General features: G+C 59.3%; 24 protein-coding genes and 1 pseudogene. 8 read left to right on the top strand and 17 right to left on the bottom strand.

The annotated features are described in order from the left end of the window. Positions 1–335 precede the first annotated feature (335 nt). The 3 genes from ACIPIN_RS27165 to ACIPIN_RS27175 form a co-directional block, all read right to left on the bottom strand. Positions 336–629: a fructose-bisphosphate aldolase gene (locus ACIPIN_RS27165; RefSeq protein WP_401124253.1), complete on the bottom strand. Its 294-nt coding sequence runs from the start codon at positions 627–629 to the stop codon at positions 336–338. 215 nt (positions 630–844) lie between these two features. Next, positions 845–2551, bottom strand: a complete 1707-nt coding sequence (locus ACIPIN_RS27170; RefSeq protein ID WP_401124255.1) for an amidase — start codon at positions 2549–2551, stop codon at positions 845–847. 114 nt (positions 2552–2665) lie between these two features. Further along, positions 2666–3010, bottom strand: coding sequence for a hypothetical protein (locus ACIPIN_RS27175; RefSeq protein ID WP_401124257.1), 345 nt, complete (start codon positions 3008–3010; stop codon positions 2666–2668). Between the two features lie 97 nt (positions 3011–3107). On the opposite strand from ACIPIN_RS27175, the gene ACIPIN_RS27180 reads away from it, so the two are divergent. Beyond that, positions 3108–3635: a DUF3087 domain-containing protein gene (locus tag ACIPIN_RS27180; protein ID WP_401124258.1), complete on the top strand. Its 528-nt coding sequence runs from the start codon at positions 3108–3110 to the stop codon at positions 3633–3635. A gap of 5 nt (positions 3636–3640) precedes the next feature. Further along, positions 3641–4321, top strand: coding sequence for a GNAT family N-acetyltransferase (locus ACIPIN_RS27185; protein ID WP_401124305.1), 681 nt, complete (start codon positions 3641–3643; stop codon positions 4319–4321). Between the two features lie 6 nt (positions 4322–4327). Here the strand turns inward: ACIPIN_RS27185 and ACIPIN_RS27190 are convergent, their stop codons facing one another. Both ACIPIN_RS27190 and ACIPIN_RS27195 read right to left on the bottom strand, forming a co-directional pair. Beyond that, positions 4328–5440, bottom strand: a complete 1113-nt coding sequence (locus ACIPIN_RS27190; protein WP_401124260.1) for a CapA family protein — start codon at positions 5438–5440, stop codon at positions 4328–4330. A 305-nt stretch (positions 5441–5745) separates the two neighbouring features. Next, positions 5746–6633, bottom strand: coding sequence for a LysR substrate-binding domain-containing protein (locus tag ACIPIN_RS27195; RefSeq protein WP_401124262.1), 888 nt, complete (start codon positions 6631–6633; stop codon positions 5746–5748). A 154-nt stretch (positions 6634–6787) separates the two neighbouring features. Between ACIPIN_RS27195 and ACIPIN_RS27200 the strand changes: the two genes are divergently transcribed. Both ACIPIN_RS27200 and ACIPIN_RS27205 read left to right on the top strand, forming a co-directional pair. Continuing rightward, positions 6788–8092, top strand: a complete 1305-nt coding sequence (locus ACIPIN_RS27200) for an NAD(P)/FAD-dependent oxidoreductase (protein ID WP_401124264.1) — start codon at positions 6788–6790, stop codon at positions 8090–8092. A 46-nt stretch (positions 8093–8138) separates the two neighbouring features. Continuing rightward, positions 8139–9227: a polyamine ABC transporter substrate-binding protein gene (locus ACIPIN_RS27205; RefSeq protein WP_401124266.1), complete on the top strand. Its 1089-nt coding sequence runs from the start codon at positions 8139–8141 to the stop codon at positions 9225–9227. A 15-nt stretch (positions 9228–9242) separates the two neighbouring features. Here the strand turns inward: ACIPIN_RS27205 and ACIPIN_RS27210 are convergent, their stop codons facing one another. The 7 genes and pseudogenes from ACIPIN_RS27210 to ACIPIN_RS27240 form a co-directional block, all read right to left on the bottom strand. Then, entirely contained in the window at positions 9243–10196 is a 954-nt protein-coding gene (locus ACIPIN_RS27210; protein ID WP_401124269.1) for a class I SAM-dependent methyltransferase, read from the bottom strand. Positions 10197–10307: 111 nt separating this feature from the next. Next, positions 10308–11072: a methyl-accepting chemotaxis protein gene (locus ACIPIN_RS27215; protein WP_401124308.1), complete on the bottom strand. Its 765-nt coding sequence runs from the start codon at positions 11070–11072 to the stop codon at positions 10308–10310. A 102-nt stretch (positions 11073–11174) separates the two neighbouring features. Then, a pseudogene (locus tag ACIPIN_RS27220) lies at positions 11175–12194 on the bottom strand (cache domain-containing protein); the annotation flags it as partial. A 100-nt stretch (positions 12195–12294) separates the two neighbouring features. Beyond that, positions 12295–13641, bottom strand: coding sequence for an OprD family porin (locus ACIPIN_RS27225; protein WP_401124272.1), 1347 nt, complete (start codon positions 13639–13641; stop codon positions 12295–12297). A 35-nt stretch (positions 13642–13676) separates the two neighbouring features. Then, positions 13677–14693 (bottom strand): M14 family metallopeptidase, encoded by a 1017-nt coding sequence (locus tag ACIPIN_RS27230; RefSeq protein WP_401124274.1) that lies wholly within the window; start codon positions 14691–14693, stop codon positions 13677–13679. 97 nt (positions 14694–14790) lie between these two features. Further along, positions 14791–16101 carry an MFS transporter gene (locus tag ACIPIN_RS27235; RefSeq protein ID WP_401124277.1) on the bottom strand — a complete coding sequence of 437 codons (1311 nt, stop codon included), beginning with the start codon at positions 16099–16101 and terminating at the stop codon, positions 14791–14793. Positions 16102–16403: 302 nt separating this feature from the next. Next, entirely contained in the window at positions 16404–17342 is a 939-nt protein-coding gene (locus tag ACIPIN_RS27240) for a LysR family transcriptional regulator (RefSeq protein WP_401124279.1), read from the bottom strand. 208 nt (positions 17343–17550) lie between these two features. Between ACIPIN_RS27240 and ACIPIN_RS27245 the strand changes: the two genes are divergently transcribed. Together ACIPIN_RS27245 and ACIPIN_RS27250 are read left to right on the top strand one after the other, a co-directional pair. Further along, on the top strand, positions 17551–18084 hold the full coding sequence (locus ACIPIN_RS27245; protein WP_401124281.1) for a cytochrome b: 534 nt from the start codon (positions 17551–17553) through the stop codon (positions 18082–18084). A gap of 17 nt (positions 18085–18101) precedes the next feature. Next, the gene (locus tag ACIPIN_RS27250; protein ID WP_401124284.1) at positions 18102–18674 is read left to right on the top strand and encodes a YceI family protein; all 573 of its coding nucleotides are present in this window, start codon (positions 18102–18104) and stop codon (positions 18672–18674) included. Between the two features lie 34 nt (positions 18675–18708). On the opposite strand, the gene ACIPIN_RS27255 is transcribed toward ACIPIN_RS27250, so the two are convergent. The 5 genes from ACIPIN_RS27255 to ACIPIN_RS27275 all read right to left on the bottom strand — a co-directional run bounded on the left by ACIPIN_RS27255 (position 18709) and on the right by ACIPIN_RS27275 (position 24174). Next, positions 18709–20178, bottom strand: coding sequence for an amidase (locus ACIPIN_RS27255; RefSeq protein ID WP_401124287.1), 1470 nt, complete (start codon positions 20176–20178; stop codon positions 18709–18711). 61 nt (positions 20179–20239) lie between these two features. Beyond that, positions 20240–21286, bottom strand: a complete 1047-nt coding sequence (locus ACIPIN_RS27260; RefSeq protein ID WP_401124290.1) for an extracellular solute-binding protein — start codon at positions 21284–21286, stop codon at positions 20240–20242. Between the two features lie 27 nt (positions 21287–21313). Beyond that, positions 21314–22120, bottom strand: coding sequence for an ABC transporter permease (locus ACIPIN_RS27265; RefSeq protein ID WP_401124292.1), 807 nt, complete (start codon positions 22118–22120; stop codon positions 21314–21316). Beyond that, complete coding sequence (locus ACIPIN_RS27270; RefSeq protein WP_401124295.1) at positions 22120–23040, bottom strand: ABC transporter permease; 921 nt, start codon at positions 23038–23040, stop codon at positions 22120–22122. The genes ACIPIN_RS27265 and ACIPIN_RS27270 overlap by 1 nt, the downstream gene beginning before the upstream one ends. A 15-nt stretch (positions 23041–23055) precedes the next feature. Next, the gene (locus tag ACIPIN_RS27275) at positions 23056–24174 is read right to left on the bottom strand and encodes an ABC transporter ATP-binding protein (RefSeq protein ID WP_401124297.1); all 1119 of its coding nucleotides are present in this window, start codon (positions 24172–24174) and stop codon (positions 23056–23058) included. Positions 24175–24423: 249 nt separating this feature from the next. Between ACIPIN_RS27275 and ACIPIN_RS27280 the strand changes: the two genes are divergently transcribed. Continuing rightward, complete coding sequence (locus ACIPIN_RS27280) at positions 24424–25314, top strand: LysR substrate-binding domain-containing protein (RefSeq protein WP_401124300.1); 891 nt, start codon at positions 24424–24426, stop codon at positions 25312–25314. A 150-nt stretch (positions 25315–25464) separates the two neighbouring features. Then, on the top strand, positions 25465–25715 hold a 251-nt coding region (locus tag ACIPIN_RS27285), incomplete at its 3' end, for a malonate decarboxylase subunit alpha (protein WP_401124303.1).

Below are 25715 nucleotides of genomic sequence, written 5' to 3' on the forward strand. Positions count from 1 at the left end.
ACCTTGAATAAAGCGCTTCATGGGCGATCCCTGCGATGAAATCCTCAGAAATCATAGCAAGGGTTCGCAAAGGCGTTTTTACACACTCTGGGCCGTTCTCAGCCGGTCGCTTCTTCGGCAGGCATTGGTGAGTGAGAACGAAAACGGGGAGTCACATGAGAGGAATGCTTCGAAATGTCGTGTTGACTATCAATCGATGTTTGATGGTGTTGCCGTTGGGGCCAGCTATTTCGGACTGTATGGCAGTGTCAATGAAGGGGGACGTAAGCTGATACGGAATAAAAGCAGGCAGTAAAAACCCGCAAAAATGCGGGTTTTTTGTGGTCCAAAATCGGTCACTGCACCTGCGACGTATCAAACCCACGCTGCTCAATCACCCGAAACACATCGCTTACATCCTGAACCATGATCCTGGCGATGTTGGTGACGGTGTTGATGTCGTTTTCGGCGTAGTCGGGGAGGCTGGTGCAGGCCATGAGGTTCAGGTACTTGAGGACGGCGTTGAGGCGTTCGCTGACGCAGTTGTGGAGGTCGCGTAGCGGGGCGTCGCTGTCGATGTGCAGGATGGGGTGGTCGGTGGCGAATTGGGACATGGGGGTGAAGCGGTGGGGCGGGTGTTGAGTCGTCATAAAACAATACACAGACGGAACTGGTGCTCTCTTTGTAGCAGCAGGCTTCGCCAGCTGCTACAGGGCGTGCGATGAAACTGAGATGAGCGATCTGACTGGGGGCAGGCTTGGGGCTGCTTCGCAGCCCAGCGGGAGCAAGCTCCCTCGCCACGGTGGGTGGATTCCTACAAGAGTTTCGGAGCTGAAGATCAAGAGATCGCAGCCTTCGGCAGCTCCTACGTACGTAATGCCGGAGTCCGCGGCGGAATCATCCGCTTCGTCCCGGTCGATTCAAACGCCGAAGCCAACCGCAGTAACGTCGAATCATCATACGCACGACCCGCAAAGGTCAGCCCAACCGGCATGCCGATGTCCGGCATGACGCCCATCGGCACGGTGACTGTGGGCACGCCGAGGTGGCGGATGGCGAGGTTGCCGTTGGCGACCCAGATGCCGTTGCTCCAGGCGATGTCCGCAGACGTCGGGTCGACATCGGCATTCGCCGGGCCGACGTCGGCGACGGTCGGGAACAGCACGGCATCGAGGCCGAGCCGGTCCATCCAGTCTTCAAGGTCGATTTTGCGGGTCTGTTCAAGCCCCCGCAGTCCGTCGGGCACTGTGGCGATCTGGTCCCACGGCGTAATGCCGCGCTCGGCCATTCGCACATACTCGTCCATGCCAGCGGCAAGGTCGCCTTCGCGGTTAGGCAGGGTCCCCGGGTCGTGCGGGAAGATCAGCGGGCCGTCGACGTCGACCAGACGATTCAATTTCGGATCGCCGTTGGCCTGCAGAAAGTCATCGAACGCCCACGCCGTCAGGTCCCACAGCTCATGGTGGAGGAACTCTTTAGACACGATGCCGCGATTGAACACGGTCGGCGCACCGGGACGGTCACCTTCGCAATTGGAGACCAGCGGGAAGTCGACTTCGATCACTTCGGCGCCAGCGGCTTCGAGTGCCTGGCGAGCCTGTTCCCAGAGCCCGATCACCGAGGTACGGGTGTTGATTCGCTGCCCCGTCGGGCCACCGATACCCGGCGCTTCAGACGTGCCGGCATCGGGATCGGCGTTGATGTACATCCGGGGAATGCCGAAGCGTTTTCCGGCGAGTGCATCGGGATTCGCGGCAAGCTCCGAATAGGAGGCGGGACGCACCGAGGCGACGCTCGGAATCGGCACCCAGGGTTGCATCCGCCACAGATCGCCGCGTGTGTCGGGATCCTCGGCCACCACCACGTCGAGCACTTCGAGCAGGTCGGCCATGGTTCTGGCAAACGGCACGACAACGTCCATCGTCGGCGTCAACGGCCAGTTGCCGCGTACCGAGATCACCCCGCGCGACGGCGTGTAGGCGCACAGTCCATTGTTCGAGGCAGGGCCGCGTCCGCTCGACCAGGTTTCTTCCGCCAGGCCGAAGGCCGCGAAGCTGGCGGCGGTGGCGGTACCTGCGCCGTTCGATGAGCCGGAGGCGAAGGGGGCGGTGAGGTAGTCAGCGTTGTAGGGGCTTTCTGCACGGCCATACACCCCGCGCTGCATGCCGCCGTTGGCCATGGGCGGCATGTTGGTCTTGCCCAGGCAGATGGCGCCGGCAGCGCGAAGCCGTTCGATGGTGAACGCATCGCGATAGGCAGTCAGGTTGGCGAAGGCGGGACTGCCGGAAGCGGCGGTCAGCCCCTTCACCAGATAACTGTCCTTGGCCGTGTAGGGAATGCCATCGAGCGGCCCCAGCGTCTCGCCTTTGGCCCGACGGGCATCGGAAGCTTGCGCCTCGATCAGCGCCTCAGGGTTTCGAACCACCACCGCGTTGAGGGCGGTGGGCGTGTCGGGGCCGTCGTAGGCATCGATTCGGGCGAGATAGGCCTGCACCAGTTCAACCGCCGTAGTCTGGCCCGATTCGAGCGCAGCACGCAGTTGGGCAATGGAAACCTCGGTGACCTCGATCATGCGGTTCTCTCAAAATGGGTGTTCATATCGGTTCTCGTGGCACTGTATTACGCGACAGTATCTGGGCTTTCAACCTGAGCATTCTATTTAACACCCGCCTGCGTTTCTATTGACTCACGTCGCCCTGAAGTTCCAGACAATCTCTACAATCCTGAACGCCATCACCACATAAAGCAGGCAAAGCACCAGTTGCAGGCTCAGGTGGTAGCGGGTTTTGGCGAGTTTCCTCAGGCCATCGCACATGTTCAGCAGCATCAGCACCACCGCCAGTGCAATCAGGCCCCAGCCGGTGAGCCAGTAGCCGAACAGGTGGAAAGTCGGCGAAGGCGGCGAGTGAAGCGAGTCGGTGCCGGCTGCCAGCAGCAGGGCGCACATCAGCAGGTTTCTGAGGTTGTCGAAGACTTCCTTGCTGAAGCCCTGATCCAGTAATCGGCCGAACTTCGTCATCAGTGCGCGCATGGTGAAGCATCCTGTTCATTAAGCGTGTTTGTATCGGGCACTACGGGCGATAATGCCGCGCATCCTGTATTCAACTTAGCAAAAGAGCCCTGCCGTGATGTTCGAGATCAAGCCGTGGAACCCCGAAACCTATCGACAGCAGACGCGCCGCAGCACAGTGATCATTGCCGTGACCTTCATCCTGCTGGCGATGACGCTGTCTGGCCTGGCGGTCATGCTGTTCGGCGAGCCCGGTGGCGACAACTTTCGTTTCAACCTGGGCGGCGTCATTGCCGCAGTCATCGTTAGCGCGGCGCTGATGAAAATCAAAGGCTGGTCGCAACCGTGGATGGCAGCGGCGGTTTACGGTTGGCAACTCAAGCGTAGCCTGATGCGCATCACCAACGTCATGCATCAAGTCACCGACGCCGTGCAGGCCGGTAACCCAAGCGCGATGAAGTTGCTGCGCTTTTATCACCTGGGGCTCACGCAGATGCATCAGCTGGACGGCAACACCAGCAGCCTCAGCCAAATGACCCGCGAGATCGATCTGCACAAGGCGAGCATGGAAGCGCTGGGGATTGAGACTGAGCAGAATCAGTTGAATCCTGAGTGGCTGGCGGCGGTGAAGGCGAAGGAGGCATGAGTTCGATGTTCACGATCAGCCACTTTGAAACCCCGTGCTCCGAGCACATTAACGACCAGATTCTGCAGATGGTCGTCGACTATTTAACCGATATCAGCACAGTGGCTATCGCACCGAGCAACCCTCTGTACAGCGTGTATCAATATGCGATCGGCTACGAGGTTCATCTCTATCTGGAGGCTCTCGGCGGGTCTAAAGGGGTTGCCGTCGAATTGATCGTCGCAATGGACGAAGAGGACCCTTCGAAGGTCATCGGGTTTTTGCTGTATCTGCCGGTCAAGGACGATCCCGAGGCGTGCGGCGTGGCCTATATGGCGGTGCAAACCAGTCATCGGCGCCGGGGTGTCGCCCGTGCAATGGTGCAGGAGATGCTCAGCCGATACCCGCATGCCGAGCTCACGTGCGCCGTGGGGAAGGTTGCCTGGTTCGAATCGATGGGGTTTCAGGTGCTGGGCGCGCGGGGGCCGCAGGTGCTGATGAATACCCGTGACCATAGCACTGGCGGTTTGATGGGCGTGCTGGACACCGCATCGATCTACCGCTCGACAGAAGTGCGGCAGATTCATACCTATCTTCTGCAAAGGCATGGAAAGAGGGCGATGCTCGATGCAGAAAAGCAGCGTGACCGGCATCTCGATCAGATGACGGCCAAAGCCAGGGCTTTTGTGCGAGAGCGTCTTGGGTAGGCGCTCCTACCAACGCAACTCGAATGCATTTTTCGCGCCCGGCTGGATGCTGCTGCCCAGGCGTGCGCACTCGCGAGAAAGGTTGTCGTGCAGCCATTGACGGTCATCCCCTTCGGCGCGACAGATGCGAAAGCGATGGAGGCGGGTGGGTATCAGGTCCAGCGACTGCAGGTGCCCGTCCGGGTCCAGCGAGGCAAAGTATAGAAGCCCCAGGTCGCCGCGAAAGGCTGTGTGGCCCTCGATGCCTTCGTAATCGTTCAGGAGATCACCGCAGCCATAGAGAATCAGGCGTTCGCGGTACACCTCGATGCCCTTGACGTGGTGCGAGGAATGCCCGTGCACCACGTCAACTCCGGCCTCGTCGATCAAAGCATGGGCGAACCGGATCTGCTCCCGCGGGATCTCGAACCCCCAGTTGCCGCCCCAGTGAATGGAGGCGACCACCCGATCCCCCGGTTTTTTGCCCTCGAGAATCCGTTTGGCCACAGGGCGCAGGCTTTGCATCGACAGATCTTCCAGCCGCGCGACGCCCGCGCGCCTGTCCGTGGCGGCCCAGTCCGGCGGAATACCGCTGTCGGGTGCGCCGAGGCCAAACACCAGCAAGCGCCGCCCGCCAGGCTGCGGCAGCACGGCGGGCGCTTCGGCAGATTGCCGGTTGTGTCCGGCGCCGGCGCTGCACATACCGTTGCTCGACAGGGTATCCAGCGTATCGGCCAGGCCGGCTGCCCCCCAGTCCAGCACATGGTTGTTGGCCAGCATGCAGCAGTCGATATCGGCTGCGCTGATGGCCGGGAAGTTCTCCGGGCTCATGCGGTAATTGATGCCCTTTGGCTCCGGTCGTCCTCGGCGGGATACCGCAGTTTCCAGATTGATGATGCGTGCGTGTGGCTGGCGAAGTTCGAACTCATCCAGCGCAGCGCCCCAGACATAGGTGAAATCGACCGGGCGGGGAATCGAGCCATTGAGTCTTTCTGCCAGCCGGACGTAATCGTCGGCATTCTTGACGTACGCTTCGTAAAGCCGCGGATCGCCAGGATGCGGCAGCACTGCGTCGATACCGCGAGCAGTCATGACGTCGCCGGCGAGAAACAGCTTCAGCGTATCGGTAACAGCGGCCATGGCATCCTCCCGGATATCCCGAAAACGTAAGCCGGGGACGGCCCTAATGCCAGTCAGTTAAGGATGGACGCTTCCCTGTGGCGAGGGAGCTTGCTCCCGCTGGACTGCGTAGCAGTCCCCTTCTTTTGTGAAAAGAGGGGCCGCTTCGCGCCCCAGCGGGAGCAAGCTCCCTCGCCACAGGTTCAGTATCGGCTTAACTGATCGGCATTAGGGACAGCCCCCGATTAGCTCACCTGCGGCCCCATCACAACGATCATCACACCTCAACTATAGCCAAGTGGTGTTCTCAATCAGGCCAGCCAAATTCAGGAGGCCGATTGCTGGGCAAACCAGTCCAATACGGCTTGTCGGGCCGGGTGCAAGGCGCTGGTGGGTTGTAGCCACAAGGTATAAGCGCCCGAGGTTTTCAAGGCGGGGCCGAATGGAATGATCAGGTCACCGCGGTTTATCAATTCCTGCGCGAGCGTTCGGTCGGTCATGGCAATTCCCAGGCCGCGCGCGGCGGCATCCAGGGCCAGTTCGTCCAGATTGAAGGTGATGTGTTTGCAGTCTTTGGACAGCCCCCCGTCATGTACTTTCAACCAGGCTGCCCACTCCTGTTGACCCGTTGAACCATGGATCAGCGGGTAGTTGGAGAGTTCGTCCACTGAGGCCGGGGGTGGCTTTCCATTGACTGACACCGGCGCGCAGACCGGGACCAGGAACTCTTCGAACAGGACGTGGTACGCCTGATCGGCTGGCGGTTGCAGCAAGTAGAGGATGCAGGCGTCGCAATCGCCTGAGGGGTCGACCCGTTCGGTTGCCACGGTTTCTATCGACAGGGACAGATCGGGGTTTCGTGCATAAAAGTCGGTCAGTCGAGGTAGCAACCAGCGCACGGCGAGCGATACGTGAATGCGGATGCGAAAGGGCGTGTCCCTGGGCGCCAGGCGTTTTTCGAGGGCCTGTAATTCGCCGATCATCCTGAGCGCGGTTTCCAGGACTTCCTTGCCTTCGGCCGTCAGCGTGACGCTTCGACTGCTGCGAACCAGCAGCGGTACGCCGTAGTGACTCTCCAGTTGCTGAATCTTTCGACTGACCGCGCTCTGGGTCAGGCACAACTTTGCTGCAGCTGTGGTGAAGTTGCAGGACTCAGCCACTTCGGCAAAGGCTTGAAGGGCCTGCAATGAGGGCACGCGAAAGACTTTATCCATGCGAAAACCGAATAGATGAATGCATTAATAGCGTTGGATTGCGCATCGAGATCACCATAAATTCAGGTCATGACGGTCGGATTGAAAGCATTTAAGCATGCTATTTGTTCATGACGACAGCGTTCAACAGATCCGTGCTGTGTGAGGTGAATAGATGACTGAAAATACGTGTGGCTGGATCGTCCAGGCCGGAGAGTCTGCGGCACAACCCTGCTTGCAGGGCCCGCAGAAAGCCGACTGGTTGATCATTGGTGGCGGATTCACTGGGCTGTCGGCCGCGCACACCCTGGCCGAACTGCATCCTCAAGCACGGATCGTCATTGTCGATCGTCAACGTGCCGCACAGGGGGCGTCGGCGAGAAACTCCGGGTTCGTGGTCGCCCATGAAAATCCTGCCGGTGACGAACTGCTCGGTCGGCCGGACAATGCCTATTACCAGCACAGTACGCAGATCAGTCGCGCGGCCAACGAAGAAGTGCGGCAGCGTGTGAGTAGCCTGGGTATTGAGTGTGACCTGCATGATCAGGGTTATTTCTTCGCGGTACACGATCCGGACAAGCTCGAAGAGGCGGCGCTGAAGGTGCAGACCCTGCGTGACGTGGGGGCCGATGCGCAGTTTTTGCAGGGGCAAGACTTGAGTCGCTGCCTGGGAACGGATTTTTATCATGCGGGGATTTGGTGTCGCGGTGGTAACGCCCTGCTGCAGCCGGCGAAATATGCCAAGGGCTTGCGTGACACCCTGGCCGATAATGTCTCTGTGTACGAGTACACCGACATCACCGGGCTGGAGCGTTTGGCCAATGGCAATGTCCGCGCGTCATCGACCCAAGGCAGTGTTGAAGCCAGTCAGGTACTGATCTGCGTCGGGCCGTTTTTGCCACGTATCGGTTTGACTGACCGGGCCGTGTTCCCCCTTGAACTCAGTGCGTCGCTGAGCCGCCCGCTGACCGACGACGAGTACCGCCAGATGGGCAGTCCGGCACAGTGGGGTGTGCTGTCGACCCGGCCGGCCGGCGCGACGTTGCGACTGACCGCCGATCGCAGGCTGCTGATTCGCAACACCGTGGAGTATCGCTATCGCGACCTTGCCGGTTCATCGCTCAGTGCGCGTCGGCAAACCCACTTGCGTGGCTTGCAACGTCGATTTCCGTGGATCACCGAGCAACATCTTCAGTTCACCTGGACCGGGCATCTGAGCGCTACCCGCTCTGGTGAACCACGCTTCGCAAGAGTCGAGCGGGGCATTTACACCGTGGCCGGCTGCAACGGCTCTGGCGTTGCACGCGGCACATTGTGGGGGCGTCTGTTGGCGGAGATGGCCTCCGGGAGTGAATCGCCATTGCTCAGCAGCGTGCTCAGTCAGGCTGATCCTGGCTGGCTGCCGCCGACACCCTTTTTCGATATCGGTGCCTCGGTGCGCCTGCGGTACGAGGCCTGTCGCGCTCAATCGGAATCCTGACCCGTAAGGTCTGGTCAACGTCGTCTTCTTATCTGGAATAACAATAATGAACACTCTGAAGAACATCGTACTTGCACTCTGTGCGGCTTCAAGCGCAATGGCGGCTGCGGCAGATACCGTGCGTATCTCCAACTGGAGCAGTTACATCGCCAATGACACCTTGAGTAACTTCACCAAACAGACGGGCATCCAGACGACCTATGACTTGATCGACAGCAACGAGATGCTGGAGGCCAAGTTGATCACCGGTAGCAGCGGTTACGACGTGGTCAGCCCCTCGAACCACTTTCTGGCTCAATTGATCAAGGCGGGCGCGCTGCAGAAGCTGGACAAGAGCAAGTTACCGAACTGGAAGAACCTCGATCCGCAATTGATGAAAACCCTGGAGGTCAACGACCCCGGCAACCAATACGCTTTCCCCTACATGTGGGTCACGGTCGGGATCGGCTACAACGTCGAGAAAATCAAGGCGATCTTCGGCAACACCGATGTCACCAAAAGCTGGAGCCTGCTGTTCGATCCGAAAAACATCGAGAAACTCAGCCAATGCGGCGTAGCGTTCCTCGATAACTCGACGCAGATGTTGCCGATCACCCTCAACTACCTGGGTTTGAAGCATGACAGCGAGGACCCGGCGGATTACCTGAAAGCTGAAACCGCACTGCTGAAAATCAAACCGTACATTCAGTATTTCCATCAGTCCAAGTACGTCAGTGACCTGGCCAACGGCAACATTTGCGTGGCTATCGGTTTCAGTGGCGACATCGCGCAGGCGACCTCCACGGCGCATGAAGCGAAGAACGGCATCGAGCTGGGGTACACGATTCCGAAGGAAGGCTCGACCCTGGCCGTCGACATGGTGGTGATGCCGAAGAACGCGCCCAATCAGGATAATGGCTATGCCTACATGAATTACCTGATGGAGCCCAACGTCATCGCCGACATCAGCAATGCGATTCACTATCCGAACGGCAACAGTGCCGCAACGTCATTGATTGAACCCGGCTTGCGCAACGACCCGGCGATCTATCCGACAGCGGAAACCATGAGTACCTTGTTCCCCTTGAAGGCCATGCAACCCAAGGTGATGCGCCAGGTCACCCGCTTATGGACAAAAGTCATCAGCGGGCTCTGAGTCGGGTCATTCAGTTCAGGCAATCGCCTCGGCGTGTTGCCTGAACACCAGCGCCTTCAAGCCGCTTTCAGCGTCGATATCGGGAAATTCCGGTGGGTTTTCCAGGCGTTGTACGAAACGCAGGCTCGGGGCTTCGCGGGTCACACCGTCGATGAGGAAATCCGAGCCAAAGGCCGGATCGTTCATGCAGGCCAGTACGACGCCATGGCTGCTGAGCAGTTCCGGCAGGCGGCGTAACACGCGCTGGTAATCCTTGGTCAGCAGAAAGCTGCCTTTCTGAAACGAAGGCGGGTCAATGATCACCAGATCGTAAGGCCCGCCGTTGATCACCTTGCCCCAGGACTTGAACAGGTCATGGCCGAGAAAGCTCACTTTGCTCAGGTCATGTCCGTTCAGCCGGTGATTGTCGCGGCCACGGCTCAGGGCTGCGCGGGACATGTCCAGGTTGACCACATGCTCCGCGCCACCCTCGATGGCGGCCACCGAAAACCCGCAGGTGTAGGCGAACAGGTTCAAGACGCGCTTGCCGTGAGCGTTGTCCCGCACCCAATTGCGGCCGTAGCGCATGTCGAGAAACAGGCCGCTGTTTTGTTTCTGGCCCAGGTCCACGCGATAACGCAGGCCGCCCTCGGTAATCGTCATTTCCTCGATCGTTTCCCCCAGTAGCCATTCGGTGGTGCTTTGCGGCAGGTAGCGGTGTTGCAGCAGTAGCGTATGAGCGGCGGATTTCTCCCACTCAGGCGATTGCGTGATGTCCATCAGCAGCCGCTTCAATGCCTCCAACTGCTCCGCGTCAGGCTCCTTGAACAGCGAGACCAGCACCACGCCCTGCATCCAGTCGACGGTCAGTTGTTCCAGCCCCGGCCAGCATCGGCCCCGACCATGGAACAGGCGGCGGGTTTCGTCGGGTACAGCTGCCAGAGCCGTCAGCAAATGGAGGTGCAGGGTGGAGAGGGCGTCAGGGTTCATCGGGCAGGGCCGGCTATTTAGAGGGGCGGCATTTTAACCACAATTGCGGCTCCAGGGGCTCTACACGGTAGAGCGTTTAAGCAATACGTCAGGCCCCGACGCCGCAAACCGTCATATTTTGAAATGCGTCACCAAGTGCTGCAACCTGACTGCCTCACGCTCAAGATCAGCACAGGCCTCGAACGTCGAATGCAAGTTCGCCACGCCGTGACGGTTCAACGCATCGATCTGCGCTATGTCATCATTGATCGAAATCACCACCGCCGTTTGCTCCTCTGTGGCAGCCGCGACAGACTGGTTCATCGCGTCTATTTCGCCGATACGCTGGGCAACCCTTCCCAGACGTTCTCCCGCTTGGTTGGCTACCGTAACGCTGGTTTCGCTCTCGCGCTGGCTCTCGGTCATGGTCACCACGGCGGCTTGCGCGCCGACTTGCAGCTGCTCGATCATGGTGTGCACTTGTTGCGCCGAGTCCTGAGTGCGGTGCGCCAGATTGCGCACTTCATCGGCGACCACGGCAAAGCCTCTGCCTGCCTCCCCGGCGCGTGCAGCCTCAATGGCGGCGTTCAGCGCCAGCAGATTGGTTTGTTGCGATATGCTGGTGATGACCTCAAGAATCTGCCCGATGTCGGAAGTCTGGATTGCGAGGTTCTCGATGGTGATACGCGACTTGTCGATATTTCTCGACAGTCGATTGATCGCTTCGATGGTCATTTCGACGACGTTTTGACCATCGTCGACCAGCTGCCGGGCTTTGCTGGAGCTCTGCGACGCCATCGCTGCATTGCGGGCGATTTCAGAAGACGCCGCGCCCAGTTGATGGATGGCTGATACCACGCTCTCGGTACGTGCCGCTTGCTCATCTGAATTGCTCATTGAAGTGCTCGACACCCTGGTCACCGACGTCGCGACTTGATTGAGACGAGCACTGGTGCCCGCCACGTCGCGAATTGATCCTTGAATGAATTCTAAAAAACGGTTGAACGACTGTGCCAGTGCACCGAATTCATCACGGGAATTGATCGGCAGGCGTTGAGTGAGGTCGCCTTCGCCATTTGCGATGTCTTCCAATGCTCGTCCCATTGCGTGCAACGGCCGCATCAGCCAACGGATCAACACGCCGAGCAACAGGATGATGATGGCAACCGCTATCAACGTGGCGGTGATCGCCAGGGTACGCAATTCACCCAGCATCGAGAACGCAGCCTGCTGGTCGATGACCATCACCACGTACCAATCGGCCGAAGGCACTCCATCGACATGGGTGAAGGAGATGAACTGCGAGCCGCCGCCAGTCTGGATTTCGCGGACGCCCGGAGCGGGCGCAAGTGTGCTTTGTGGGAAGACCTCCTTGAGGTCCTTGAGGATGAACTGGCTGTCTGGATGGACCAGCACCTTGCCGTCGGCGCTGACGATGAAGGCGTAACCATGCCCCCCAAAATCCAGGGTGTTGATCATCTTGCTCAAGGCATCGAGGGACAGGTTGGCACACGCCACACCGGAACGGTCTTGGTACTTCACAGGTGTCGCCACGGTCATCACCAGTTTTCCCGACGACGCCGCGACGTAGGGTTCGGTAAACACGGTCTGTTGCCTGTCTTGCGCCGCTTTGTACCAACTACGCACCCTGGGGTCGTAGTCGGCAGCACGCACGCTTTCCGGCAATGAAAACATCGAGCCGTCGCTGCCACCGTATGAAATTAGCTGAAAATTTTCTGCATATACCGGCAAGTCGACGGCCTTGCGGAGGATGGCCTTATCAGTCCCCTCAACATTGAGCCGCTGACCCAGCGTCTGGATCAACTGCATGCGACTTTCCAGCCATGCCTGAATATCGTGGGCGGTCAGCATGCCCAACTGCTGTAACTTCGCGTCAACATCGCCGCGCAAGGTTTGCCGCTGCCGATAGTCGCTGACGTAGATGAACGCACTGAATACCAAGATGACTATCAGGGCGGCGGCGATCAATATTTTGTGACTGAAACCAAGGCCTTTCATCGACACAGCTCCTCGATAAGCCGGCTGCGAACGAGCCGAGTAAAACCTGCGGGCAGCCGAGTGCTCCCCGCAGGCATTGGGTGTTTTCAAATCAGAGGAATCAGAACAGCGGCAAGCTATAGCTGAGCATCAATCGGTTATGGTCGGCATCGGCGGTGCCGGTCGCCGCTTGGCTGCGATAAGTGGCGTTGCGCCAGGTCACGCCCAATCCCTTGAGCGGGCCGTCGGGCAGTACGTAGGCGACGATCAGGTCACGTTCCCACTCCCTGAGTCCGCCGACCGCCGAAGCGATCTGGTCACCCTTGTAGTAGGACACCGTACTGGTCAGCCCCGGCACTCCGAGGGCGGCAAAGTCATAAGCGTACTGGCCGATCCAGGTTCGTTCGCCGGCACGAGTGAAGTTGCCTACCAGGCGATCGGTGTTGAGATAAACGCTGGCACCATCGCCTTGGTTGATGAACGGCATGGCGCTATCCCCCGAGGATTTTTGGTAACCGAGGCTGAACGCGTGACCGGCCAGGCTGTAGGTGAACAACGAGCTGAACATGTTGTTATCAACCTCGCCGCGAGTCACTCCGTTACCGTAGTAGCCGGTACCGGTGTAACCCTCGGCGCGGCCAGCAGCACTGCCGTTCTTGCCGTTCGAGTCACTGACGAAATAGCGCAGATCCGATTTGAACGAGCCCACCGGCAGCGGTAGCGTGTGGGTGAGGCCAAAAAAGTGTTGTTGGTAAAAATCCTCGAGTTCGCCGTAGTAGTACTGGGCGAGCAGGTTTTTGCTGACCTGGTAATCGCCGCCGGCGTAATAGAAGGCGTTGCTGCGTTGCAGGTTGCTGGTGCCACGCACATTGCCCGCACCACCGATCGACAGCGCCTCATTATCGGTGGATGCCCGGCCCTTGGCGTGTTCCAGACGACCGCCGACCAGCGTGAGATTGTCGATTTCATTGCTGGTGACCTGGCCGCCCTCAAAAGTTTGTGGCAGCAAGCGACCATCGTTGGCGTAGATGACCGGCAATTTCGGCTGCAGAGTTCCGTAGCGAAATTCGCTTTTGGAAAGTTTCATCTTGGCCGCCAGCCCGAGGCTACTGTATTCATTTACCGGGCTGCCGTTGTCCAGAGGCTCCAATACACCCGGAGTACGGTCGCGGTCGGCCTTGGTCACAGAACCACCCGAATCCAGTTTCATGCCCAACAAACCAAGAGCATCGACGCCAAAGCCGACCGTGCCTTGGGTGAAGCCAGACTGATAATTGAGCATGAAGCCCTGCGCCCACTCCTTGATGTTCGGCGTAGTACTGTTGCGGGTATCGTTACTGATGTAGAAGTTACGCAAGGTCAGGTTGGCCTTACTGTCCTCGATGAACCCGGCGGCTTGCACCCCCCCACTCATGAACGGACTTACGGTGCCAGCGCCCATCATGATGATCCAAGGCATCTTTTTCATTCAACGCGTCTCCAGTCGTAACAAGGGCAGGGGGGTTAGTGCGAAATTTTCGAGGACTGGTGGTAGTGCGGGATGTCGAGCACCCTGGCCAGTCTTACGACGGTGACGCCTGGGCCGAGATGCCTGAGCGACGGCTGGACCAACACGCAGTTGTCATAAGGCGTGACGATTTCCTGATCGCCATCCCGAGCGATGACCGTTCCAGCGCGCGCGATCAGCTCCAGGCCGCGAAAGTCCGCGACAAAGTTGAAATCCATACTGCTGGCGACAACCGGCTCGGTGACCTGGAGAAAGCGCTGAAGCCCGGGTTTTTCGGTGCTTAGAAAGTGTGCGACGTCTTCTTCGCGCACCGCTTGGGTGGTAATCAGAAAGCGCGCCGCCACATCCAGTGCGACCTGCCGGCTGTGTTGCGAAAAATGCTGACCGGTCTCGATCAGCAACGCGTTTTTCTTGCTGGCGGCATCGTTGAAATCATTGTAATCACGCATGCGACGACCATTGGCGTGACCGGCATCGACGATTACCGTTGCCGGCACACCCAGGGTTGCGGCGAACTCCAGGCCCTTGGTGCGTGCACCACACATCATCAGCGGCGCGGATTCTTCATGCATCGAGTGGATGTCAAGCAGCAGGTCGACGCTGTCAATGACGGGGCGCAACTCACGGGCCCGGCGCAGTTCGATGGAGTCCTGCTCACTGTCGAGCTTCGATGGTAGCCAGACCCGGTTCATGTCTTCGTCCAGGTAACGGGTCGCGTCGATGTTCTGTGGATCGAAGCGGTGGTATGCCTCGACGTTGCCGAAGCCCAGGCTCAAACGGCCCTGGCGAGGGCGCAAGCCACTTCGCAGGAACGCGTCCACCGCAATAGCGCCGCTGACTTCGTTGCCATGGGTCAGCGCCATGATCATCACGTGCGGCCCTGGTATTCCACTGTCGAAGCTGTGGACGTAGTCGACCCCACAGTTACCGGTTTTCCATTGGCGGATATCGGGGAATTCAACCTCCACCGGGTACGGTTTCAGGGACGCACGAACTTGTTCAAGGGTCTTCATTTCGGTCTCCGACAGACAATAGCTTCCGCTTGCCGTGCAATCCGTAGGCGCGGCATATACGTTGGGTTTTACTGGAAAGGAATGGAGCGGCTTAAAGTCAGCTCGAGGTGTTGTGGCGCATACGACGGCCAAGGCAGACCACGGCGATGACACTGATCAGTGCAGTCGCCATGACATAGAAGCTTGGAGCCAGCTTGTTGCCGGTGACATCGATCATCCAGGTCACGATCAGCGGGGCAAAACCGCCAAACAGGGTGACCGAAAAGTTGTAGCTGAGCGCCAGGCCGGTACCACGAATACTGGTGGGGAATATATCGGCCAGCATCGCCGGGATTGGCCCCAGGCACGCGGCGATCAAGATACCAACGATGGCTTGCACCAATAGCAGCACCCATACGCTGGGAAAGGTGTTGAGCAGCAGAAACATCGGGTAGGACGACAACCCTGTAATCAGCAGCGCGATGGTCAGCACCCGAAACCGCCCATGGCGATCCGAGAGGCCGCCGAACACCGGCGCCATGATCATCAAGGTAGCTCCGGTCACCAGCGCTCCAAGGTACGAGGACGTGGCCGCGATGTGCAGCTGCTTTAAGGCATAGATCGGCATGTAAAGCTTGTGCACATAGTTGAACGCCGTCGCACCAGCGACCACCCCGATGGCCAGCAGCAGGCTGACATGACCTTTGATCAACACATCACGCAGTGGGGTTTTATGCTGCACGTTCGCGACGGTTTTCTGGAAGTCCGGGGTTTCATCGATCTGGCTGCGGATGTAAAAACCCACCGGCCCAATCAGCAGGCCCACGCCGAAAGCGACACGCCAGCCCCAATCATTCAATTGCACATCCGACAACCAATAGCTGAGCAAAGCACTTACCCCGGCCGCCAATACAGTCGCCAGGCCCTGGGTCGACAATTGCCAACTGGCGAAGAAACCACGTCGTTTGGCATCAGCGTGCTCGACCATGAATGCGGTCGCGGCGCCGAACTCCCCACCTGTGGAGAAGCCTTGCAGCATGCGAGCAACAATAATCAGAAGCGGCGCGGCCAGGCCGATCTGGTCATAGGATGGGGTGAAGGTGATCAGCGCGGTGCCGAGCATCATGATCATGATCGACATCGTCAGCGAGGCCTTGCGCCCCGCCCGGTCGGCGTATGAGCCCAGCACGATGGCGCCCAGCGGGCGCATCAAAAAGGAAATGCCGAATGAGCCGACACTGAGCAATAGTGAAGTGGTTTCGTTGTCGGACGGGAAAAACAGCTTCCCGATCACCACCGCGAAATAGCCATAGATCAGCAAGTCATAGAATTCCAGAGCATTGCCGATACTGGCGGCGACGATTTCCTTCCAAGGGCCTCGCTGGGTGGAAGCATGTGCCGAATGCACGATTGATGATTGAACGGTCATGGGTTAGTCCCGGGTCTGTTTCACGGTTGTCGATCGTATTCACCGAGCAGCAACGCGGCTCGATGACATCGATGGCAGTCATTGTTATGGGTGAAAACAACCGGATACCTGATGAAGATCTGCGCCTTCATGGCTGTCCGGCCCGGAGTCAAAATTGAATCAAGGGGTGTGTAATGGCAATTGCTGTTTCGGCACATCCTTGAGCTGATTCCGCACACGCCCGTCAGCACAACCTTTTCAGTACTACCGAGGCGCTAATTTTTTTTCGTGTGCCCGTAATCAGTGCACTTTTGAGCAGGCTGTCATGCCGGATTTTTGCCGTGATTCGATCCGTGCTCCGCATGACGCAAGAGCAGACCCTGCCAGATCTTCATCACCAGTTCGCTCTGATTGGAACGCAGGCGATGCAAGGACACGTCGAAGTTGATCCGAAACTCAGGACCGCCCGCGATCACCAACTCGCTCGACGCCAGGGCACTTTTGGCGACCATTCGTGGCAGCCAGGCGAGGCCATTGCCTCGCTTGGCCATTTCCAGAATAGCCTCGTAGGAGTCCGCTTGATAAATCATGCGCAACGCCAACCGCTGAGGCAGTCGTGCCAAGTGCTGGGCTAGCACTCCGCGCAGTGCGAGTGTCGGCGAGAACGCCAGCCAGGGGATTGTCAACGCGTTGCTACTGGCGGAAATATGGAACATGGGTTGGCCATGATCGTCCGGTGCACTGACCGGCAGCAACTCTTCATTGGCGAGCACCAACGAGTCGAAACGCACTGGATCAATCAGGACCTGGGTCAGTGGGCTGGAAAAACTCAACAGCAAGTCCACGTCACCGGCAGACAACTTCATGATTGCCTCCTGCGCACCACTGGTCACCAGTGACACTGGGAAGCAGCCGAACTGTTGGTTCAGAGACTCGTACCAGTCGGGGAAAAAATCACTGGCCAGGGTTCGTCCCGTCGCAATGCGCACCGGCTCGTCGCGGCTCAACCTTCCCCCCTGAAACTGCGCCCGCACCGCTGCCAGCAACTCTACCGATTGCGTTGCGGCCTCCAGAAACAGCAGGCCGCCGGGCGTCAAGGACAGCGGTTGCTTGCGCTCGATCAGCGAAGTGCCGACCCATTCCTCCAACGCCCGAATACGCCGCCCGAATGCGGGATGTGTCACACAACGGATCTCTGCGGCACGAGACAGGCTGCGAGTGCGGGCCAGTTCGATAAAGTCTTCGAGCCATTCGAGTTGCATTGTGATTTCCTGCTGAGCGATGAGGCGAGTTAATAGAAATATTAGCGGATTTGGTGTGCAACTACTTATCAGGGAAAGCAGTAATCAGGCCAATTCCGAGAGCCGCCGTCAAAGCATTTACACAAGCACGGGCCAGGATCAACAATGTACCGGCAGTCAGGCAGCGAGGTATTCACCCGGTCACGTCGCAGGTCGACACGGAGCGCTCATGAATGATCGTTACACCCGCACGGCGATTTACCTGCACTGGTTGGTGGCGCTTGGGCTGATCGGTACCTTTGCACTGGGTTTCTACATGCCAGAACTTGCGCTTTCGCCGACCAAGCTGAAGCTGTACTCATGGCACAAGTGGGCCGGGGTGACCCTGTTTTTCCTGGTGCTGCTGCGACTCGGCTGGCGCCTGGCGCATCCCGCACCGCCCTTGCCGTCGACGGTATCGGCCCTGTCGCGATTCGCGTCCCATGTCTCGCATGGGTTGATGTACGCACTGATGCTTGCTATTCCGCTCAGCGGCTGGCTGATGAGTTCGGCACTGGGCTTTCAGACGTCATGGTTGGGTGTCTTGCCGTTGCCGGATCTGCTGGCCAAGGACGCCGCGCTGGGCGACCGACTCAAGGATCTGCACGAGGTGCTTAACTTCATCTTGCTGGCGCTGGTGATCGTCCATACCGGCGCGGCGCTCAAGCACCACTTCATTGATCGCGACGACGTGCTGACGCGCATACTGCCGTCAAAGCACTAGCCTGACCGGATAACCTTATGAACTATCGATTCCCGCGCGTTACCGCATTGGCTGCCGTCCTTGCACTCGGCACGCTGACCTGCGCCGACGCTGTCGAATACAAGAAAGTGAACGCGAGCGCCAGCCAGATCAGCTTCACCTATAACCAGATGGGAGCGAGGGTATACGGCACGTTCGGCAAGTTCGAGGCCACCATCGATTTTGATTCGACGAACCCCTCGGCTGCCCACGCCGGGCTGACCATCCAGCTCGCCAGCATCGACGCCGGTAACAGTGACGCCAACAGCGAGTTGCAAAAGCCTGCCTGGTTCAACACGGCAACTTATCCGCAAGCGAAGTTTGTATCGAGCAGCGTGACGGCGCTCGGTAACAACCGCTACGAGGTGAAGGGCAAGCTCACGCTCAAGGGCCTTACTCGCGAGGTCGGTGCGCAAATCACCTTGAAACCGCAGAGCGCCATCGGCGTATTCGATGGCGAGTTCATTCTCAAGCGCGCCGACTTCAAGATCGGTGAAGGGGAGTGGGCCGACTTCGGGGTCATTTCCAACGAGATCAACATCAAGTTTCGAGTGGTCGCCCCCGAGCAATGACGTTGGCGCGCAACCCAATGGGCCGCCGCCGCGGTCATCGCCAAGCGTCAACGGACCCTAATAGTGGTGAAGGGCAGCGTTCGAACCAACGGCTCGCCTGTTCGTAGGCATGGGCCATTTGCAGCACCGCGAAGTCAGCCTGGTGCCTGCCGATGATTTGCAAACCCATGGGCAGGCCGCTCCGGTTGAACCCCACTTGCACGTTCGCCACTGGGCAACCGGAGAGGGTGCCGGGAATCACCACCTCCATCCAGCGGTGATAGGTGTCCATGTTCACGCCTTCGATGCGGGTTGGCCATGGGAGGTTTTTGTCGAACGGAAAGACCTGGGCGGTGGGCAGCAGCAGATAGTCGAAGCGTTCGAACAGTCTGCTGATGGCGCGGTACCAGTGACTGCGGGCCACCGAGGCGGCGAACACGTCGCTGGCAGAGAGCTTGAGTCCGTTTTCCACTTCCCAGCACGCTTCCTCCTTTAGCTGTGCGCGCTGACTCGCGTTGGCGTAGGCGCCGCCGAGGGAGCCGGCGACCATCCAGTGCCGCAACGTGCGCCAGCTGTCCCAGAGCTGTTCAGGGGCGAAGTCGATAGCGGCGGGCTCGATGCTGCAGCCTACGGCTTCGAAGTCGGTGAAGGCTTTTTGACAAAGCTCGAGAATGCCTTTTTCCATCGGCAGATAGCCGTTGAGATCCCCGAGCCAGCCCAGGCGTGTGCCGCTGAAATCGCGTTCCAGCGGGGCTGCGAAGGCGGCACCGGATTCGGCGATAGACAATGGCGCCCGGGCATCGGCGCCGGCCTGGACCGACAACAGCAACGCGGCATCGCGGACGCTGCGACCCATCGGGCCTTCGTAGCCGAGTTGGTCGATGAACAAGTCGGCACTGTCGTCGAAGGGCACCCGGCCCTGGGATGGGCGAAAACCGAAGACATTGTTGAACGCCGCCGGATTGCGCAGCGAACCCATCATGTCGCTGCCGTCGGCTACCGGCACCAGGTGCATGGCCAGCGCCGAGGCGGCACCGCCACTGCTGCCGCCGGCGGTTTTGCTTGGGTCGTAGGCACAGCCGGTGGCGCCGAACAGCGGGTTGTAGGTTTGCGAACCGAGGCCGAATTCCGGGGTGTTGGTCTTGCCGATAATGATTGCCCCGGCAGCCTTGATCCGCTCGCACATGATGCCGTCGCGTTCGGGCACAAAATCCTGGTACAGCGGTGAGCCGAAGGTGGTGCGAATGCCACGGGTCAGCGACAGGTCCTTGATGGCGTGTGGCAGACCGTGCATCCAGCCACGGTACAGGCCGCTTGCCAGTTCGGCATCACGCTTGTCGGCCTGGGCCAGAAGGTCTTCCGGCGCTTGCAGGCTGATCAGCGCATTGACCAGCGGGTTGAAGCGTTCGATGTGGCTCAGGTAAGCCTGCATCACTTCCCGGCAGGAGACCTGACGCAGGCGAATGCGGTCGGCGAGTTCATGGGCCTGCAGCAGGACCAGTTCGCTGATGGTAGTAGAAGTCATTGCGACGCTGCCTTGTAGACGACTGGAGAAACGCCCCGCCGCACGAGCGGGGCGGTAAAGATCAACGCATCAGGTTGGTCCACAAGCGGTCGGCCAGGCGGATCGCACCTTCACCGCAGGTCTTGCTGAAGACCACTTGGGTGCCCTCTGGGATGTGCAGTTCCGGCGCGTCCTTGAGGCCGGCGTCGAGGAACGGTTCCACGCCCTTGATCGGACTCTGGTGCTTGAGGAAGTTCTGGGTCATCGCGGCGTTTTCAGGCTGGCTGAGGAAGGCGATGAAGGCCTTGGCATTTGCCGGATTCTTGCTGCCCTTGGGGATGACCATGTTGTCGACCCAGGCCAGCACACCTTCTTTCGGGTAGAGGTATTTCAGGCTCGGTTTCATCTCCCGCGCACGCATCGACGAACCGCCCCAGAAGGTCGACATGTCGATTTCACCCGAGGCCAGGTTCTCGCGGATCGAGCCGGCCTTGGAGCTGTAGGTTTTGACGAACGGCTTCTGCGCCTTGAGCAGGGTCATCACTTGCTGCATCTGTTTCGGATCTTCGCTGCACAGCGGGATGTTCAGGTACAGGCTGGCCATGTCCACGACGTCGCTGACCGAGTCGAACATGTTGATCTGCCCTTGCAGCTCGGCTGGCGGCTCATAAAGCACCTTGTAGCTGTCGGTCGGGCCTTTGTAACGCTCGGTGTTCAACACCACGCTGGTGGTGCCCCAGATGAATGGCACCGAATACGCACCTTCCGGGTCCCAGGTAGGCTTTTTCAGGTTGTCGACGACATGGGCGTAATAGGGTTCCTTGACCGGGTCGAAGCGCTCCAGCAGCTGTTCCTTGATCAGGATCGGAACAAACTGGTGTGAAGGAATCGCCACGTCATAGCCGGCGCCGCCCTGTTTGAGCTTGGCCAGCAGGGTTTCGTTGGAATCGTAGGAGTCCACCGTGACTTCAATGCCGGTCTGCTTCTGGAACTTGGCGAGAATCTCTGGCGAGAAGTAGCCACTCCAGCTCACCACGTTGAGTTTTTCCGCGGCCTGAACGCTGCCGGCCATTGTCAGTGGCAAAGTCAGTAACAACGAGGTGCCGATACTTGTAATCAACTTGCTCATGCTATTTCCCCACGGTACTTGGAAGGTTCAGGTTTTTTTCTTGCCCAGCAGATAAGAGAGGCTGACGAACAACACCGAGACGCCGAGGATCAGCGTTGAAACGGCATTGACGTCGGGTGTCACGCCCATGCGCAACAGACCGAAGATGAAGATCGGCAAGGTGGTGGTGCCGGCCTGGGCGACCATCATCGAAATCACGAAGTTATCCAGCGAGACGATGAAGGCCAGCATCAACCCGGACACGATCCCCGGCATCAGCAGCGGCAGCGTGACTTTGCGAAAGGTCCGCCAGGGGCCGGCGTAAAGGTCGGCCGAGGCTTGCTCCAGCGACAGGTCCATGTCATTGAGCCGCGCGCGGATCGGCAGGTAGGCGAAGGGAATGCAAAACACGGTATGGGCGATGATCAGGTTGCCGTACCCCAGCGACAGGCCGACCGTGGAAAACAGCGCCAGGGTGGCGACGCCGACCACGATCTCCGGCAACACCAGCGGCAGCATGATCGCGCCCATCGACAGCTGCATGCCTTTGAACTTCGCGCCTCGGGAGGTGCCGAGTGCAGCAAGGGTGGCAATCGCGGTGGCGATCATACTGGCGCAGACCGCGATCAGCAGGCTGTTGCTGGCCGCCTGGCGCAAGGCCTGATTGGCAAACGCGGCGCGGTACCAGTCGAGGCTCAAACCGGTCCAGACCGTAGCCGATTGGTTGGCGTTGAAGGAGAACACGACCAGCACCACGATCGGCGCGTAGAGGTACAGGTAGAACAGAAAACTGAAACCGCCAAAGCCCGGAAAGTCCTGAACGCTGAGACCGGTTCGCTTGAATAGACGCTGCATTACTCACCTCCCTTGGCGATGCGCTGGCGCTCGGCGCGCAGGGCATACACGGTCAACACCAGCATCACCGCCGCCATCAGCACCAGCGACAGGGCGGCCCCGAACGGCCAGTTTCGTGCATCGCTGAACTGCCGGAAGATCAGGTTGCCGAGCATCATCTTGGTCCCGCCACCGAGCAACTCCGGGGCAATCATCGCCCCCAGGCACGGTACGAACGTGAGGATGGCGCCAGCGAAAATCCCCGGTTTGGCGATCGGCAGCACGACTTTGATCAGCGTTCGCCAGCGCCCGGCGTAGAGGTCTTGCGCCGCTTCCAGCAGGCGGATGTCCATCTTTTCCAGGGTCGCGTAGATCGGCAGCACCACGAACGGCGCGTAGGTGTAAACCAGGCCCAGCAGCACCGCGCCGTCGGTATAGAGCAGTTGCAGCGGCTGATCGATAACACCGAGCCCCATCAGGCTGTTATTGATGACCCCGGTGTTGCGCAGCAGCAGAATCCAGGCGTAGGTGCGAATCAGCAGGTTGGCCCAGAACGGCACGGTGATCAGGAAAATCAGCAGCCCACGGCGGTGAGCCGGTTGCATGGCCAACCAGACGGCGACCGGGAAGCCGATCAACAAGGTGATCACGGTCGTCAGCCCGGCGATGCCAATCGAGCGCAGGGCAATGATCAGATAGGAGTCGGCAAAGGCCAGACTGTCATCCAGTTGCCGCTCGAACAGCAATGAGGTGTAGGCGTCGCTACTGAAGACTTTGTTCACCCCGCCATAGGGGTTGGCCTCCATCAGCGAATAGCCGATGACGATCAGGATCGGCACGATCAGAAACAGGCCGATGGCGAGCAGTGCCGGAGTGACCCCGAGAAAGCTGCCGAAGGCTTTTCGCCGCGCCAGGCTGTTGGATATCGGTAAAGCGTGCATGACAAACCCTCGTGCTCAATCCAGCAGGACACTGGCACTACCACGGTCGAACAACAGGCCGGCCTGGCTGCCGACAGCGAAGCGCAGACTCTGGTCGACGCTGTTGGGCGTGCGCACCGTAAGACGCGAACCGTCGCTCAGGCTGACCTGATATTGCAGGTCGGTGCCGAGGTAGACTTGCGTATCGATCCGGCACGGCAAGGCACCGTCCGTGCCGGCTGGCAACAGATGCAGGCGCTCGGGGCGCACTGAGAGCGCCACCGTTGCGCCCACCGCCACGTCGCTGCAGGGTTGAGCGGGGAGCGGGTGACCGGCAGGCCCGGCGAACCAGGCCAGACCGGCTTCCACTTGGGTCACCGTGCCTTCGATGAAGTTGGTCTCGCCGATGAAGTCCGCGACAAAGCGATTGCACGGACGCTCGTAGATATCCTCCGGGCGGCCGACCTGTTGCACTTCGCCTTCGGACAGCACGGCGATGCGGTCGGACATGGTCAGGGCTTCTTCCTGATCGTGGGTGACGAAGATAAAGGTGATGCCGGTCTTGGCCTGAATCGCCTTCAGCTCTTCACGCATGGCCTGGCGCAGTTTGAGGTCCAGCGCCGAGAGTGGCTCGTCGAGCAGCAGCACTTTGGGATGCGGCGCCAGGGCCCGAGCCAGGGCGACCCGCTGTTGCTGGCCGCCGGACAGCTGTGTCGGACGACGCGTGGCGAAGCGTTCCATCTGCACCAGGGCGAGCATCTCGCGCACTCGGTCGGCGATCTGCACCTTGCTCAAGACCTTGCCCATCGGATGGGACTCAAGGCCGAATGAGAGGTTCTCGGCGATGGTCATGTGCGGAAACAGCGCGTAATGCTGGAACACCGTATTGACCGGACGCTGGTAGGGCGGACGGTCGGCGATGTTTTCACCGTAGAGCAGGATCTCGCCCTCGGTCGGAAATTCGAACCCGGCGATCATCCGCAGGAGCGTGGTTTTACCGCAGCCCGAAGGGCCGAGGAGGGTGAAGAACTCATTGTCGCGGATATCCAGATCGATGCTTTTCAGCGCCACCGGACCGCTTTGTGGATCACCGTAGACTTTGCGTACAGCGCGAATTGACACAGCCAGCGTTTGCAGCGAATGCAGGGCATTCATGCGTTACCTCCGATTCCCCCATCGCCTGTGCCGGTATGCTGTAGACAGCCGTGCCGTCAGGCCATGGATATTATTTTTTTGGGCAGGATCGAGATCTGTTCGGGTGTGTAGCGAGCCGCTTCGTCGGGCTCTTGGGCTATTTTTGTAGTTCTGTTGTGAGCCGATTATCAGTGAGGGGTTGCGGGGGCGAAACTTCAATTTTAACATAGCAGCTGTTAAATAATTTAATAGCAGGAGGCGTCCCGAGCCATGCCTGACCACCGTTTGCCACCGTTGAACGCGGTGCGTGCCTTTGATGCAGCCGCCCGGTTGGGCAGTTACGTCGAAGCCTCGAAGGCGCTGCACGTGACTCAGCCAGCCATTGGTCGACATGTGAAACTGCTGGAGGAGTGGCTGGGAGCCCAGCTGTTTGAGCGCACCTCGCGTGGCGTCACGCTGACCAGTGCTGGCGAGAAGTACCACCGCAAGATCGCTTCAGCGTTGCAGCTGATCATCGAGGCGGGGAGGGAGTTGCAACCCAGGGACTCCGAACGATGGCTGCGAATAATGGTAGTGCCAGGATTCGCCAAGCGCTGGTTGACTCCAAGGCTGGAAGCCGCGCGGCGTCTTCGTCCGGGACTGAAATTCGCCATCGAACCCAACTCGACGTTCACCGATGTGGACGGCAAGACTGCTGACCTGGGGATCGTCTATGGCCTTGATGGGCAGTACGCCCATTCCCGGGCCACCCTGATCTGTCCGCGGGTGTTTCCCATCTGTACGCCGGGCTACCTGGCCAGCATCGAGCCGATTACCTGTCTCACCGATCTGTTGAAACACAACCTGATTCACTTCGACGACGGCGAGTGGTGGAACATGTGGTTCGCCGCTAACGGCCAGGATGTTCACCTCAACTCGGACGTGCTGTACGTCAACAACGACCACGCATTGTCGGTGGCTGAAAGCGGGCAAGGCATCGCGCTGGCTAATGAAGTGCTGGTGCGCGAGGAACTCAAGGCCGGCACCCTGGTGCGTGCGCTTGAGGATCAGGTGCAGCTGGAAAGCTACCGCGTGCTGACGCCATCGGCTGAACTGTCGGCGGATGTGGAGTGGTTTATCCAGTGGCTGACGACGGAGTTGGGACGCGAGTTTGGCAATTGAGGCACGGCTGAAAGGATTGAACAGACAGATCGTCCAATGAAAGCAGGGAAAACATTACCCTGATCGTAACAGTTTACCGCTCATCTTGATTGATGCCTCTACCCATTAGCTTCTAAGGTAACTCTACGAAAGCGAACCCGTGGAGTGAGCATGACAACAACAATATCCCCCGACTCGCGCTGGACGCGGCGACGCAGTGAAAAACTGCGGCGCCTTGAGCAGGTGCGAGGTCTCGCCGATGGTGTGGTGTTGCCCACCGACAAGATCGTCGCGGCGCTGGAAGCCTTGATTCTGCCTGGCGACCGTGTGGTGCTGGAGGGCAACAACCAGAAACAGGCGGACTTTCTTTCCCGTTCCCTGGCCAAGGCCGATCCGGCCAGGCTGCATGACCTGCACATGAT

It is taken from the genome of Pseudomonas sp. NPDC087697 (assembly GCF_044743155.1).
Lineage (GTDB): Bacteria > Pseudomonadota > Gammaproteobacteria > Pseudomonadales > Pseudomonadaceae > Aquipseudomonas.